This is a genomic window from Paenibacillus sp. FSL R7-0128, from assembly GCF_038002245.1.
Lineage (GTDB): Bacteria > Bacillota > Bacilli > Paenibacillales > Paenibacillaceae > Paenibacillus_AQ > Paenibacillus_AQ silagei.
The window spans coordinates 3,799,933-3,814,801 of the sequence record NZ_JBBOCD010000001.1; the positions used below are offsets into that span (position 1 = coordinate 3,799,933).

General features: G+C 52.8%; 12 protein-coding genes. All 12 read left to right on the forward strand.

The window, feature by feature from the left end; translation table 11 throughout:
- The first annotated feature begins 16 nt into the window (after positions 1 to 16).
- The 12 genes from NST26_RS15675 (at position 17) to NST26_RS15730 (ending at position 14,610) form a co-directional block, all read left to right on the forward strand.
- On the forward strand, positions 17 to 907 hold the full coding sequence (locus tag NST26_RS15675) for an AraC family transcriptional regulator (RefSeq protein WP_340979409.1): 891 nt from the start codon (positions 17 to 19) through the stop codon (positions 905 to 907).
- Positions 904 to 1,653: an AIR synthase related protein gene (locus NST26_RS15680; RefSeq protein WP_340979410.1), complete on the forward strand. Its 750-nt coding sequence runs from the start codon at positions 904 to 906 to the stop codon at positions 1,651 to 1,653. Before NST26_RS15675 ends, NST26_RS15680 begins: the two co-directional genes overlap by 4 nt.
- A gap of 767 nt (positions 1,654 to 2,420) precedes the next feature.
- Complete coding sequence (locus tag NST26_RS15685; RefSeq protein WP_340979411.1) at positions 2,421 to 3,410, forward strand: NAD(P)/FAD-dependent oxidoreductase; 990 nt, start codon at positions 2,421 to 2,423, stop codon at positions 3,408 to 3,410.
- A 74-nt stretch (positions 3,411 to 3,484) separates the two neighbouring features.
- Positions 3,485 to 4,909 (forward strand): spore germination protein, encoded by a 1,425-nt coding sequence (locus tag NST26_RS15690; protein WP_340979412.1) that lies wholly within the window; start codon positions 3,485 to 3,487, stop codon positions 4,907 to 4,909.
- A gap of 34 nt (positions 4,910 to 4,943) precedes the next feature.
- Entirely contained in the window at positions 4,944 to 6,047 is a 1,104-nt protein-coding gene (locus NST26_RS15695; RefSeq protein ID WP_340979414.1) for a GerAB/ArcD/ProY family transporter, read from the forward strand.
- 18 nt (positions 6,048 to 6,065) lie between these two features.
- Positions 6,066 to 7,244, forward strand: a complete 1,179-nt coding sequence (locus tag NST26_RS15700; RefSeq protein ID WP_340979415.1) for a Ger(x)C family spore germination protein — start codon at positions 6,066 to 6,068, stop codon at positions 7,242 to 7,244.
- A gap of 47 nt (positions 7,245 to 7,291) precedes the next feature.
- Positions 7,292 to 7,510: a hypothetical protein gene (locus NST26_RS15705; protein WP_340979417.1), complete on the forward strand. Its 219-nt coding sequence runs from the start codon at positions 7,292 to 7,294 to the stop codon at positions 7,508 to 7,510.
- Between the two features lie 137 nt (positions 7,511 to 7,647).
- Entirely contained in the window at positions 7,648 to 8,598 is a 951-nt protein-coding gene (locus NST26_RS15710; protein WP_081751225.1) for an ABC transporter permease, read from the forward strand.
- Positions 8,592 to 9,497, forward strand: coding sequence for a carbohydrate ABC transporter permease (locus NST26_RS15715; RefSeq protein ID WP_051478146.1), 906 nt, complete (start codon positions 8,592 to 8,594; stop codon positions 9,495 to 9,497). The genes NST26_RS15710 and NST26_RS15715 overlap by 7 nt, the downstream gene beginning before the upstream one ends.
- A 115-nt stretch (positions 9,498 to 9,612) precedes the next feature.
- Positions 9,613 to 11,217 carry an extracellular solute-binding protein gene (locus NST26_RS15720; protein ID WP_340979418.1) on the forward strand — a complete coding sequence of 535 codons (1,605 nt, stop codon included), beginning with the start codon at positions 9,613 to 9,615 and terminating at the stop codon, positions 11,215 to 11,217.
- A 103-nt stretch (positions 11,218 to 11,320) separates the two neighbouring features.
- A complete protein-coding gene (locus tag NST26_RS15725; protein WP_340979419.1) occupies positions 11,321 to 12,790 on the forward strand; it encodes a response regulator in 1,470 nt (489 codons plus the stop codon).
- Positions 12,787 to 14,610 carry a sensor histidine kinase gene (locus NST26_RS15730; protein WP_340979420.1) on the forward strand — a complete coding sequence of 608 codons (1,824 nt, stop codon included), beginning with the start codon at positions 12,787 to 12,789 and terminating at the stop codon, positions 14,608 to 14,610. The genes NST26_RS15725 and NST26_RS15730 overlap by 4 nt, the downstream gene beginning before the upstream one ends.
- Positions 14,611 to 14,869 lie beyond the last annotated feature (259 nt).

Here is a 14,869-nt window from a genome sequence, read left to right on the forward strand (position 1 = left end):
TATGGAGGAATGTTGCATGGACCCGGAGCATTATGAATTCACCCTGGGCATCAACCTGACCCCGGAGGAGCAGGAGCTGTCCGTGCTGTTCAGCGGGGAAGGGAGGCCGCATCCCGGCCACACCGTCGGACCGTCTGTACATGATTTCTACCTGATCCATACCGTTCTTGCGGGCAGCGGCCGGTTCGAGAGCGATACATTCTCGGCGGAGTGCAAGGCAGGAGATACCTTTGTGATTATCCCGGGGATGTTATTCAGTTATAAGGCGGACGAGGACCACCCGTGGCATTATGCGTGGGTCGCCTTGCAGGGCATTGGCGTGCTGGATCAGCTTCGGGCGGTCGGGATCACCAGGGAGCGGCCCTTCGCCCATTCGGATTCGGTCCCGGAGCTGCATAACCTGTATAAGGGCATCCGGCAATCCTTCAAGCAATCCGCATATCCACGGCTGGAGAGCCTGGAGGCTTCGGGCTGGGTGCGGCTGCTGCTTCACCGCTTCGGGCGGCACAATCTGGATCAATTGCCGCCGCATCCAAGCGAAATGCCGGAGATGATCGACCGGCAGATCGACCAGGCGATCCGCTGGATTACGCTGCAGTTCCACCAGCAGCTCAGCATTGATCACATCGCGTCTTCGCTCGGCTATCACCGGGTCCATCTATCCAAGGCCTTCAAGCAGCGGACCGGAATGTCACCGAAGCAGTATTTGCTCAAAGTGAGGATGGACAAGGCCAAAGAGCTGCTCGCAAGCCCGCTGACCATCGAACAGGTAGCCTCATCGGTCGGCTTCAATGACGCCCTGTATTTCTCTAAGCAATTCCGCAAAGCTACGGGCATGCCGCCGAGTGAATACCGGGCCGCGCTTAGGAACGGGAACGAAAAAGATACAGGAGGATCAAACATATGAAACCGCAAGTTCAGCGAATCCGTGATCTGACCATAGTACGAAGAGGGGGAGGCCGGGTGCTGGTCATCGGCTGCGATTCCAGCGCCAGCATCGGGAATAAGCCGATGGATGCGGTGCAGACACCCCCGGCTGTCGCAGGCTATTATGCTGCCAGAGTTGCAGTAATGGAGGTGCTGTCTGTGGGGGCGGAGATCTTAACGGTCATCGATACCTTAGCGGTAGAGAAGGAGCCTACAGGGAATGAAATTATCCGGGGCATCCACAGGCTGCTTCAGGAAGCCGGACTGACTGCCGCCCACGTGAACGGCAGTACCGAGGATAATTTCGTGACCTGCCAGACCGGTATCGGTATTACCGTGATAGGGGAGGCGGATGAGACGCAGCTGAAGCTGGGATGTTCAAGTACAGGAGACTGCATCGTGATGCTGGGCGAACCGCTGGTCGGAAGCGCTGTTCTGGAGCAGGAAGCAAGCCAGTGTACCCTCCGGCAGCTTCAGCTTCTGGCAGGCGCGCCGGAGGTCCATGACATTCATCCGGTCGGCTCGAAGGGAGCCGGGTATGAAGCAGGACTGCTGGCGGAGCTAAGCGGCTGCAGCTTCCAGCCGGTGCCTGGAATAGAGGATAAGCTACAGGCATCCGGGGGGCCGGCGACAGCGGTGATTTTTGCGGCAGAGGAACGCAGAATTAGAGACCTTCAGTCCAGAGTAGGAGGTAAAATGGAGATTATCGGTTATTTGCAGCCTTGAACGGCTTGCGTAAGATCCATACAAGTGCGAATCAAGGCGGCTTTGATTAAGGCAAATCTGCCTTGCCAGCAAACAAATGGATAAATGCATCTTAATTTCCCTCTTTCTGCGAAATGTCCTGAAACAAGTGGAAAAATAGCAACTGCTGCTTACGGATTGGGCCGTTTCAGGAAAACAGTGATTATTTAAGTGCCATTTTTCCAATTGTTTCCCCAGCATGGCCCATACGTTCCTCAGGAAGTGGAGAAAATCCAACTAAATGCGCTCCCGCAAACGTACACATCCCAGTCTCATCCGCTATCCTACCGCAATGGGCACTGCCAGCCCCTTGCAGACAGGGAGTGGTATGAGCTGGAGAATGTGCAATCCTTCTAACAATTGTTCAATCAGCATAAGCGGTTGTTTGAATGCAGCTGACTAAGCGCCAAGAATCGCTGCAATTGACATCATCCAAATTCAAAGTTATTATAGACACACATAGTCCTTAATAAGGGCGATACTGATGTACATTGCAGATAGGCGATGTAGATTGGACGATGCAGGTTGGTCGACGCAGATGTTCATTACAGATTGACATTACAGATTGGCAGCACAGATTGGTCGATGCAGTTGTGCAATACAGATTCGCGACGCAGGTGAGCGAAGGAGATGCGTTGTCTATTTTTTTGCGATATTCACGGACTACAGAAGTCTCTAATATCCGCAAACTGCTCCGCCATCAACCACCCATCCACCCAACACCCACTACACACAAGGAGGATTTACAAATGAAGAACCCGGAAAGTACTGCCGCAAATGAAGTTAATACAAAAGAAGTTAATACAAAAGAAGTTAATACAGATGCAGCAAATGCAGACGCAGTAATTATCGGCGGTGGCCCAGCCGGGCTTAATGCTGCGCTGATGCTGGGCCGTGCACGCAAACGGACGATTGTGATTGATGCGGGGCAGCCGCGTAATGCGGTCACCCGGGAAGCGCACGGCTTTCTGACCCGGGACGGGATCGCTCCGTTCGAACTCCGGCGGATTGCCATAGAACAGCTAGGCGCTTATCCATCCGTTTCACACATTGAAGATACAGTAGTGTCCATTACCGGGGAGGATGGGGCCTTCCTGCTGGAGACCGCTTCAGGGCTTAAGCTGACCAGCAAGAAGCTGCTGTTCGCCGCAGGCATGAAGGACCGCAGGCTGGACATTCCGGGGCTGGCCAAGGTCTACGGGAAGAGCGCCTTTGTCTGTCCGTACTGCGATGGCTGGGAATTAAGAGATCAGCCGCTGGTAATCATCAGCAGAGGAGCAGCACTCATGCATCTGGCTCCGTTGTTATATGGGTGGACTAAGCAATTTGCGGTCTGCACAAATGGACCCGATGAGCTGACAGAAGCAGAACGCGAAGAATTGCGTGCCCACGCTATTCCGTTATTCGATACTCCTATTCGCGAGATTGCATCAGAGGAAGGCATGGTTAAGCATGTGAAGCTTATGGATGGAACAGAAATTCCGTGTACCGGAATATTCTTCCGGCCCGAGCTGGCTCCGGGAACGGATCTGCCGCATTCCCTGGGCTGCCGGATATCTGAGCAGGGTATCCTTGAAGTCGGCGAGTCCGGCCAGACCAGCATGCCCGGGATCTACGCCGCCGGGGATGCCGCCACCATGATGCATCAATCCATCGCTGCGGCCGCATCGGGCGCGCTGGCTGCTGCTGCGGTGAATGGCGAATTGAACCGGGAAGCCTGGAAGGCCGGGCTTGTATAATTTTTCCCCCAATAGCACAGGATAACATCACTATGAATATGAAATTCAAAGGATAGCGCAGGGAGGGAGTACGGATGAATACTGCATCGGAAGCAGAACAGGAGACCCAGCTGACCCGGCGGCTGGCAGAGAATGAACAAGTGCTGCGCGGAGTATTTGCGGGCTGTGAGGATGTGGTGTTCCATTCGTTCCAGACGATTCACCGTACTTCCGCGCTCTGTGTGTACTGTACAGGATTATGTGATACGGAGCGGCTGGAGCAGCAATTGCTGGCACCTCTGGAGCAGACCGGCCTTGCAGTTGAACCGGCTGTGGAAGGGTCTGCTGAGGTTCCGCTCGCCTCGATTCACCGAATTGGGACCGTAGAACTAGCCGTAACAGCGATCCTGGACGGTGAAGCTGTGCTTTTGCTGGACGGCCAGGCTTCGGGTAAGGGCTATCCTCTATACAAGGTGCCCACCCGGACTCCCGAAGAGCCGGCGGCTGAATCCACTGTGCGCGGTGCCCGTGACGGGTTCACGGAAGCTCTGGCTATGAATCAGTCATTATTGCGTATGCGGCTTAAGACACCAGCGTTGAAGCTGCACTCTAACACTATTGGAGAGTACAGCCATACGAAAATCACCCTCGCTTATGTGGAAGGAATCATTCAGCCGGGACTGGTCACTGAAGTCAAAAAACGGCTAAGCCGCCTGAATATCAAGGATGTGCTGGAGAGCCAGTATATTGAGCAGGGCATCATTGACCAGCCCTTTTCGCCGTTTCCGCAGATGATTGCCACGGAGCGCCCGGATGTGGTGGTCTCCAATCTGCTGGAGGGCCGGTTTGCGCTCTTGATTGACGGGACTCCCTTCAGTCTGATTGCCCCGGTCAATATGTTCTCCATGCTGCAATCCCCGGAGGATTACTACGAGAACATTTACATGAGTATTTTTGTCCGCTGGCTCAGATACATCTTCTATGCTCTGTCGCTCCTGCTCCCTTCGGCTTACGTCGCCATCACCACCTTCCATCAGGAGATGATACCTACCGTACTGCTGCTGAGTATCGCGCGGGCGAGAGAGGAGATCCCTTTTCCGGCCCTGGTGGAAGCGCTCATTATGGAGATAGCCTTCGAGGCGCTGCGGGAGGCCGGCGTCCGGCTGCCGAAGCAGATAGGTTCCGCTGTCAGTATCGTGGGCGCACTAATCATAGGCCAGGCTGCCACCACTGCGGGAATTGTCTCTGCACCGATGATCATTATCGTGGCTATCACGGGCATTGCTTCCTTCATGGTTCCGCGTTATTCCGCCAGTATCGCAACCCGTCTGCTGCGGTTCCCCATGATGATTCTGGCAGGCACGATGGGGCTGATCGGCGTCATGCTCGGCATCATCCTGGTGGTCATTCATCTTAGCAGTCTGCGTTCGTTCGGCAGGCCCTATCTGTCACCGGCAGCTCCGACATTCAGCAAGGGCTTGAAGGATGTATTGTGGATCTCGCAGCCACGGAGCAAATGATGGCAGCGGGACTTCACCAGAGAAGGGGATTCTTATGTTGACTGACAAAGGGAAAATATCTGTTACCCAGCTGGCCTTCCTTGTTTTCCCCTCGATTCTTGCCACCGCTATCCTGTCAGTCCCAGGGATCACCATGCATTATGCAGGACATGATATGTGGTTATCGCCCATCCTGGGCTCGCTGATTGGAGTAACGGTTATAGGGATCTCGCTTGGACTGAACCGGCTTTATCCCGGCAAGACCATTATGCAGTCCAGTCTGCTGATCGCCGGGTGGCTGCCGGGCAAGGTGATCGGGCTGGGTTTTCTGCTCTTTCTGCCCCATTTGAACGGCCTGATTATTCTGGAATACGGCGAGTTCATTGTGAATAATGCACTTCCCAAGACGCCGCTGCTTGTCATTATGGGGACGATGGTTGCGGTCTGCGCGATTAATGTAAGGCAGGGCATAGAGGTGGTCAGCCGGACCGCCCAGGTGTTCGTTACGCTCCTGGTGGTGATGCTCTGCCTGATCTTTGTGCTCCTGACCGGAGAACTCCGGCCTGCCGAGCTGCTTCCGTTCATGGAGAACGGATTCGTTCCTATCGTAAAAGGTGCGGTGGCTCCGGCGGCATGGTTCAGTGAATATACTGTGCTGGCCTTTCTGCTGCCCTACATCAACAGCAAGAAACATCTGGGCCGGACGATGCTCGTTTCGCTTGTCGTAACGACACTGGCGATGACGGTGACCAATCTGTTCTGCCTGCTGCTGATGGGTGATTTGACGGACAGCTTTGCTTTTCCGGTGATGATTGCTGCACGTTACATTACGATTGCCGATTTCTTGCAGCATATTGAGGCGCTCATTATTGCGATCTGGATCTTCGGGATCTTTGTCAAAATCTCTGTCTTTCTCTACATCTTCGCCACCTCAGCCGCTGAATGGTTCGGGCTGGACGATTATAAACCGCTGGTGATTCCGCTCGCCTTCGTAAGCATGTTGTTCTCTTACTGGGTAGTGACGGGCGCTGCGGGCGCGGCTGCGCTTATCAGTGCTTCGGCTAACATATATACAATGATGTTCCTGGTGGGGCTTCCCGCCGCAATCTATGGACTGGCTCTGCTGAAGAAGGGGCTGAAGCTCATGAGCAAGGGATGATGATAAGGAGGGAGGGCAATGCGGGGCTGCAGAGTCATGATTATGCTGCTGCTGAGCAGTATACTGCTCAGCGGATGCTGGGACCGGACGGAGATCAATGACCTGGCCATCGTGCTCGCCACCGGCGTGGATTATAAAGACGGCCAGGCACAATTGACGGCCCAGATCTTCATTCCGCGTAAAGGAAGCGGCGGCTCGGAGAGCGGCGGGGCAGGCGAAAGCGCAAGCGGAGTCACCATGACCCGCACTGCTGAAGGAGTGAACATTGCGGAAGCTTTGAACAGGCTGCAGCGGAAGGTCGCCCGCCATATGTTCTGGGGCCAATGTGAGGTGATTGTGATCAGTGAAGAGGCAGGGAAGCAGGGGCTGCGCGAATTTGTTGATTTCTTCCTCCGTTATCCGCAGTTCCGCGAACACGCATATATCTTCTCCAGTAAGGATTCCGCCAAGGATATTCTTGCCCTGCTGGACCCGCTGGAACGCAGCTCCTCCGAATCCCTCCGGGAAATGGCAAATATGAACCTCGGCACGCGTGTGACCCTGCTGGATTTGTCCCAATCCATTCAGGGAGCCAGCGGTTCGGCCATCCTAACCCGTATCCTGATTGCTCCCCCGGAACCGAACGATGGACCGAATGCGACGACCCCCTCACTCAAGGGGTTAAGCCTGTATAAGCACGGCCGTTATTCCCTCACTGTAAAAGAACCGGTAAGCCTCGGAGTACTGCTCATGATTAATGAGCTTAATAATATTATCATGCCGGTTACTCTGGAAGGGGAGAAGGGGGCCTTCTCGATCCTGTCCAAACAAATCACCACCATGCTGAAGCCAAGCATCGTCAACGGGGAATGGATGATGAAGGTTCGGATTGTGGCGAATGGAGAGGTCGTTCTGAATACAACCGATGCCAATCTAACTGATCCGTCGAAGGTGATGGCGCTGAAGAAGGCTTGGGAGAAGCGGCTTAAGGAGGCTGCCGATCAGGCAATCCATATGTCCCAAAAGGAGCAGAAGACCGACTTTTACAGATTCGCCGATTCCTTCCGCAAACATTACCCGCAAGAGTGGAAGGCAAAGAAGGAACAGTGGGAGACTATGTACCCCGAGCTGCAGGTGGAGGTCTCCGTCAAGACGAGCATTACTGGTAACGGAAGATCAACCGGGCCCCAAGGCATACCAGAGCAATCGGCCAACTGACGGAGGGGACGCCTGAATTCCAGCAACCATACAAGGATGTGGGAAGCATGAAAATAGCAATGATCCTAAGTATTCTGCTGCTGTCCTGCGGGATTATTATTTTTGAATTCCGGGGCAGTAAGGACAAGAAAGCCAGAAAGGTGATTGCAGGCATTACGTTTACTGCGGCGGGGCTTACCATTCTTCTGTTATTTCAACCAGGCCTGCCGGGTCCCACCGAGCTGGTGAAGCTGTTGTTCGGCAGAATCGATCTGATTATGAAATGAAGCTTAAGGCAGTCCCTCCGGGGGCTGTCTTTTAAGTTATTACCAAATTCATTTAAGCGATTACATTTTCTTATCTCCCGGGGTAGCTATAATGAAGAACAAGAGAGCTCCTTAATACAGCCGGAGGGATGGGAGAAATGAAAGCGGTTTTAAACAATCAGCAAGATCAAATCGGACTCACGCGAAGACACACCTTTTGGCTCAGGATCAGGAGAGATGCCCTACTCTACATCCTTTTGCTGCTGCCACTCCTGTACATTGCCATTTTTAAATATGCACCGATTTACGGCTTGATTATGGCCTTTCAGGACTACAATATTTTTCAGGGGACGAGTGGAAGCGAATGGGTGGGACTGGATGTGTTCCGGTTTATTTTTCAGCAGGACAGCTTCTACCGTGCCCTCAAAAATACGCTGGTCCTGAATGTGCTGGATCTGGTGGCGGGCTTCCCGGCCCCGATTATCCTGGCGATTCTGCTTAACGAGGTCCGCATGGCAAGATTCAAGAAATTAACGCAGACGATTCTCTATCTGCCTCACTTCATGTCCTGGGTAATTATCGGCGGGATTGTCTATCTGATGTTCTCCAACAGCGGGATGGTGAATCTATTCCTGGATAGCCTGGGACTGTCGAAAATTGAATTTCTGTCGCAGAAGACGCCATGGCTGGTCACTTATATTACTGTGGGGGTATGGCAGAACATCGGATGGGGGACGATTATTTATCTCGCGGCGATTACCGGTATCAACAAGGAGCTGTATGAAGCGTCCGATATGGACGGCTGCAGCAGACTCCGCAAAATGTGGCATATTACACTGCCGGGCATTAAATCTACGATTAACATTCTGCTGATTCTTCAGATTGGCCGAATGGTATCGATCGGGTTCGACCGCCCGTTTGTAATGGGGAATTCACTGGTCAGCGAATATTCCGATGTCATCAGCACCTTCGTCTACAGAGTGGGTATCAGCTCGGGAGACTTCTCCCAGGCAACGGCCGTCGGGCTATTCCAGTCTGTGGTAGGTCTGACCCTGCTGATCGGTGCCAACTATATTGCGAAGAAATTGGGTGAGGATGGGATATGGTGAGAGCGGCAAGTACGATACGAACAGGGCGGATTGGCCGGAAAACAAGTGTGGCAGATATTGCGATTATAGTCTTTATAGTGGCTTTGTCGTTCACCTGCATTGTCCCGTTTTTATATATGATAGCGCTATCATTCAGCTCCAACGAAGCGATTATCTCGCAAAAGGTTAGCTTATGGCCAGTAGACTTCACTGTAGAGACGTATAAGACGATTCTGAGCGATGCCGATATGCTGTATACGCTGGGCTATAGTATTGTCCTGACCATTTTTTACACGGTGGTGTGTATGTTCCTGACGATCTGTGCGGCGTACCCGTTAACGAAAAAGCGGCTGTGGGGGAGAAACTTCCTGTTGTCCGCTCTGGTCTTCACGATGTATTTCAGCGGCGGTCTGATTCCTTCCTATATCCTGATCAAGAACCTGGGGATGATGGATACGATATGGAGTCTGGTGCTGCCGGGCGCGATGAGTGTATTTAATCTGATTATCCTGAAAACCTTCTTCAGCTCCCTTCCGGAGAGTCTGGAGGAATCGGCGTCCATCGACGGGTGCTCGGATCTGGGAATTCTTCTCCGGATTGTCCTGCCCCTCTCGCTGCCTTCGATTGCTACCTTAAGCCTCTTCTATGCCGTAGACCGGTGGAACGGTTTCCAGGATGCGTTATTTTATATTACCAAAAAAGAGCTCTATCCCATGCAGCTCAAGCTGTACCAGATCATCTCAGCCAACCAGCAGCTGGACAGTCAGCAAGGCGGCGAGGGCAGTGTCGGCTCGTTCATCGTGCCAGAGTCACTGAAGGCCGCAAGCGTCATGTTCACCACGATTCCGATTCTGCTGATCTACCCCAAGCTGCAGAAGTATTTCGTAGACGGTGTAATGACGGGCGCGATAAAGGGCTAAGGCGGGTATACTCTGCGGAAGGGGGGAGGCCAGACTGGGGGAAGTTGAAGCTGCCTGGGCAAGAAAGCTATAATCTGGATTACTATCATGATAAGAGATGAAAGGGTGGTATACCGTGAAGACAGGCATCAAGAAAATATCGGCCGTTCTGTGCAGCACCGTGCTGCTGGCCGGCGTTGCAGCGGGCTGCGGCGGCAATGATAAAGAGAGCAAAGAGACAGCCGCGCCGGAGTCGTCTAATGCAGCAAAGTCTCCTTCTGATCCTCCTGCCAAGCTGACGGTGGAGGTGTTCGACAGAGGGGTTCAGGGGCAGCCGGATCTGAATAATAATTTCTGGACGAAATATGTGAATGAGCATTTCGGCAAGGAGAATAACGCCATTGTTGAATATGTACCGGTTCCCCGGTCCCAGGAAGTTGATAAGCTGAACGTATTAATGGCTGCGGGCCAGGCTCCGGACATCTCGTTCACCTATGACGGGACGCTGGTGACCCGCTTTGCCAAAAGTGACGGCCTCTACACGCTCGACGAGCTGCTGGAGAGCCACGGCCAGCAATTAAAGGCTTATCTCGGGGAGAACGTTCTCGCTTACGGCAAATATAACGACAAGCAGGTATCCATCCCGGGCAAGCGCACCCTGCTGGCCTGGAACGGGATGTTCATCCGTAAGGATTGGCTCGACAAGCTCGGGATGCCGCTTCCGACCAATAGAGATGAGTTATACAATACGCTGGTGGCCTTCCGCGACAAGAACCCGGGCAATGTGAACGGCGTCATTCCCTGGGCAACGGCGGCAGCCGGCATGAACTACACCTTCGGCAACCTCGTTCAATCCTTCTGGGGCCAGATGTCAGAGGAGGAATTCGTCACCACGCCGAACTGGCTGAAGCCGGGCAACAAAGATGCCTACAAATGGCTGAATAAGCTGTATAATGAGAAGCTGATCAGCCCCGATTTTGCCCTGGACAAAACCACCAAGCAAGCGGATGCCGATGTCACCAACGGCAAGGTCGGCTTCTATGCCGCCAACTGGGATTATCCGATGACCCAGAAAATCCGTGAACCACTGAAGCAAAACTCGCCGGATGCCCACTATGTTCCGGTGGATACCTTCAAAAATGCCGAAGGCAAATACCTCAAAGAGGTATATAATGAGAACGGAATCTTCTCCTTCATTCCCAAAAGCAGCAAAAACGCGGAGCTGGCGGTCAAATATCTGAACTGGATGGCGGACCCGGAGGTGATGTTCTTCCTGCAGTTCGGTGAAGAAGGCGTTCACCATACCCTGAAAGACGGCATTCCGCAAGGGATATCACAGACCGGCGAGAAAATGCAGATGAGTAATTTGAACATGGATTATACGATGATTGTTAACGGCGCTGAGCTGGGTGACACCGAAAAGAACGTCAAAACCTATGCCGCAGCCCTGGCCTCCGGGGATAAGCAATATGAGGAACTCGCTATGGAATCGTACAAAATTAACACAACAGACGGCTATTCATCCTTCTATTACGGGGTACCGAACGAATCCAACATCAAATACGGCAAGACGCTGGGCGATATGAACAAGCAGATGATTGACCGGTTGATCGTGGCCAAGGAGTCCGAATTCGACGCCTTGTACGATAAGCTGGTCAAAGAATACATGGATGCCGGCGGTAAAGCGGTTCAGGAAGAGAATGTGAAGAACTACAGGGAAGTCACAGCGAATAAGAAGTAACACCTGAAATACGGATAAACCACTGGCTGTTCATTGGCCTGGTTTATCCGCATTTCCTTTGTGTAACCACATCAGAAGAATCCACAGTCTCAGGAGGATATCCATGTACAAGGTCATTATTGTAGATGATGAGTCGTGGGCGATTAGAGGGATCAGCAATGCCTTTGACTGGGAGCAGTATGGCTTTGAAATCTCGGGACAGTTCACAAGTGCATATCAGGCGTGGGAAGCCATCGCCTTGCAGGAGCCGGATCTGGTGGTCACAGATATCCGGATGCCGGAGATTTCCGGGCTCGATCTGATGAAGCGGGCCAAAGCGCAGGGCATAGACTCGGAATTCGTCATTATAAGCGGGTACGCGGAATTTGAATACGCCCAGGAAGCGCTGCGCTACGGGGCCTTGGATTACTTCCTGAAGCCGCTGGATGTGGATATGACCGATACGTTCCTGGCGAAGCTCGCCCTGCACTTCTCCCGGCGAAGTGCGGCGCGCAATCATCTTCTATTGGATGCGCTTACCTCGGCAGATGAAGATGAGATCAGACGCTGCCTTCCTGCCGGCATGAGTGCAGGCTGCTGCCAGGTGCTTGCTGTCCATTATGAGGCAGACCGGCCGAAGCTCAGCGAATTGCTGAAGCTGGACGGGCAGCCGGTTCATGTGCTGGAGGTAGAGAACGGAGCAAGCGCCCTGCTGGCGGTTCTGATCACAGAGCAGGAGAGTGAGCTGGAAGGAATCACGGATGAATGGCCTGCGGCCGCAGGCAGTCCAGGGCTTCCTGTGGTGGGGATCAGCAGCATCGGCAGCGGGCTTAAGCAGATCAGCAAGCTGATCAAGGAAGCCGAACTGGCGGCCTCCCGGGTATTCGTGGATGATGCTTCCGGCGCATTTCACTATTATAATCCCAAGCTGCCTCTGGTGAAGCCCTGTATAGATGAGCTGCACTCTATAGTTCATGGTAATCAATACGACAGCATCGAGACATACATCCTGGGCTTGCAGGAATACTTCAGGCTTCATGAGCTGGGAATGATTGAGGTGGTCTACTTATGGAATCAGGCCGTCGGACTTCTGACGAGCGCGTATTCGGAAGAACTCAGAGACATGGAGCTGGAATTCCTGAATTATGCCGAACTGAAGGAGCGGTTCGAGAATCTGGAGTCGCTGTGCAGCTTCCTGCATGACGTTCTTACCGTGCTCCGGCAAGGGAATAGCCGTGCTTTGCAGGAAGGGGATATTCTCTCCTGCTTCAACCGGATGGTCGCCTATATCGACCGGAATTATGAGCAGAAGCTGTATCTGAAGGAGCTGTCGGTCCAATTTTTCATCAATCAGGTGTATTGCTGTCAATTGTTCAAGAAGAATCTGGGCAAAACCTTCTCTGAATACGTAGCTGAGCTGAGGATCAGGAAAGCCCGCGGGCTTTTGCAGCAGACAGACCTGTCTATTGAGAGCATTGCCATCCAGTCCGGGTATGTAGATTACTATTATTTCAATAAGGTGTTCAAGAAGCACTGCGGGATGACGCCCGCCAAATTCAGAAAAAGGGAAGCCGAACGGAGCCGCAGGCCATGAAGACCGGCAAGGTGAAATTGAAGCATCAGCTATGGCTGTTCATCGTGTGCTCCATCCTGATCTTCATGGTCATGGAGTTCTACTTCTTCTACAGCTTCTCGAATCTGACACAGAAGCGGGCGGTCACCTACAGCAACAAGATGATTGAGCAGACCCGCCGCAAGATTGATTCGGTGTTCAATGATATCCGGATCAGCACCGGCTTTGCGGTCAACAGCAAGCTGATTCAGGAATTCACCATCGCCGATGATGATTACAAAAGGGCGTTCGACAGCGCTCCCTATGCCCTGGATCTGATGGAATATATGCGGTCCTTCAATTCGTATGTGAACGGCATCATGATCAATGACCTCCAGGGAAGACGCCTCTCCAGCGAGGATTCTGCAAGCGGTGATATTTTTTATATTAACCTGTATGAGACCTTTATCCGCCCGTACAAGAACGATCCTGCGCTTCGGCAGAAGGGGAAGTTCACCGCCATTCTGAAGGATGACCGGACAGGGACAGATCAGTTCTTCTATATTGCTCCCATTGTGGAGTCGATCGGGGGCGTCCATTTCTCACAGATTACGGGTTACTGCATGGTGATGGTCAATATGGACAAAATGCAGGGACTGGTCGCGAATACGGAATTAACGCAGAACTCCACCTTGTATATTCTGAATAACCGGGACGAGGTGGTTGCCTCCACCAATTCCTATGCGCGGGGCAATGTGATCAAAGATGTGCTGTCTATGGACAAGAACCAATTACTTAACGGGGTAAAAGCAACGATCGGCGGCAAGGAGGTTCTCGTTCAGGTTAAGGGGCTGGAGCAGGCTGACGGGTGGCGTGTGGTCAGTATGATCCCGGTGCAGGAACTGACGGCCGACATGATTCCCATGCGGAAGGTTAGCATTATGGTCGGCCTTGGTATTATTGTGAGTATGATTATTACAGGCAGCTTCTTCTTGCACAATCTGATGCGTCCCCTGATGGGATTGGTCATGGATATGAAGAAGGTGGCAGGGCGGGACAGAGGCTTCCGGATCAAAGTCCGGTTCACCAACGAGGTGGGCCTGCTGGCCCAGGATATTAACCGGATGATGGACGAGATGGACGAAATGACGCGGGAGATGTTCAATACCCAGGCCAGACTATACGAATCCGAGCTGAGCCAGAAGCAGGCGGAGTTCTCTGCCCTGCAGAGCCAGATTAATCCCCACTTCCTGTATAATACGCTGAATTGTATCAGCAGCATCGGACTGGAGTATGGAAGCCGGGAGATTGCGCAAATTACGTACTGCATGTCCAAGATCTTCCGCTATAGCATCAAGAAGGATGATCTTGTGCAGATCCGTGAAGAGGTAGACTGCATACAAGCTTACATGAAGATCATCCTGATCCGCTACGAGAATAAATTCTCCTTGTCGCTCGATGTGAAGGAGAGCTTGCTGGAGCTGCAGACCCCTAAGATGATCCTCCAGCCCATCGTGGAGAATTCGGTCTATCACGGGCTGGAACGGATGGATCAGGGTGGAAGCCTTCAGATTACCGGGAGCCTGGATGCGCGCGGAGATGTGTGCTTCTGTATTACGGATACCGGCAGGGGAATGGAGCCGGAGGAACTGGCCGCCCTTCAGGCCAAGCTTGGCCTGGAGCATAAGGAGCTGGCTCTGACCGGGCAATCGGCACAGGGCATCGGGCTGCTGAATATTCATAACCGGCTCCGCCATCTGTTCGGAGAAGGCTACGGACTTACCGTTGACAGCCGATTGGGCTATGGGACAACCGTGAACGTGAAAATTCCGAAGCTGCCGGGAGGAGTTAATAGTATATGAGTTTGGACAGGGCACCTCCGTTTAGCGGGAGGTGCCCTGTTTGGCTGCATGGGGGGGGGGGGCAGGCTTCAGGATGAGCTACGTTTATCCAATTATTTGTTAGCCAAGTATCCAATTGTTTGTTTACTGAGCCTGACTCGTTGTCGCACTGTAATTATTTACTACTAAAACGGTTACAAAAACAATTTAAGATAGTCCATTTTTTTAAGCGGTCCTGGAGGGTATTATGAGTACGCTAGCCGGAGTCATCATTCGAACG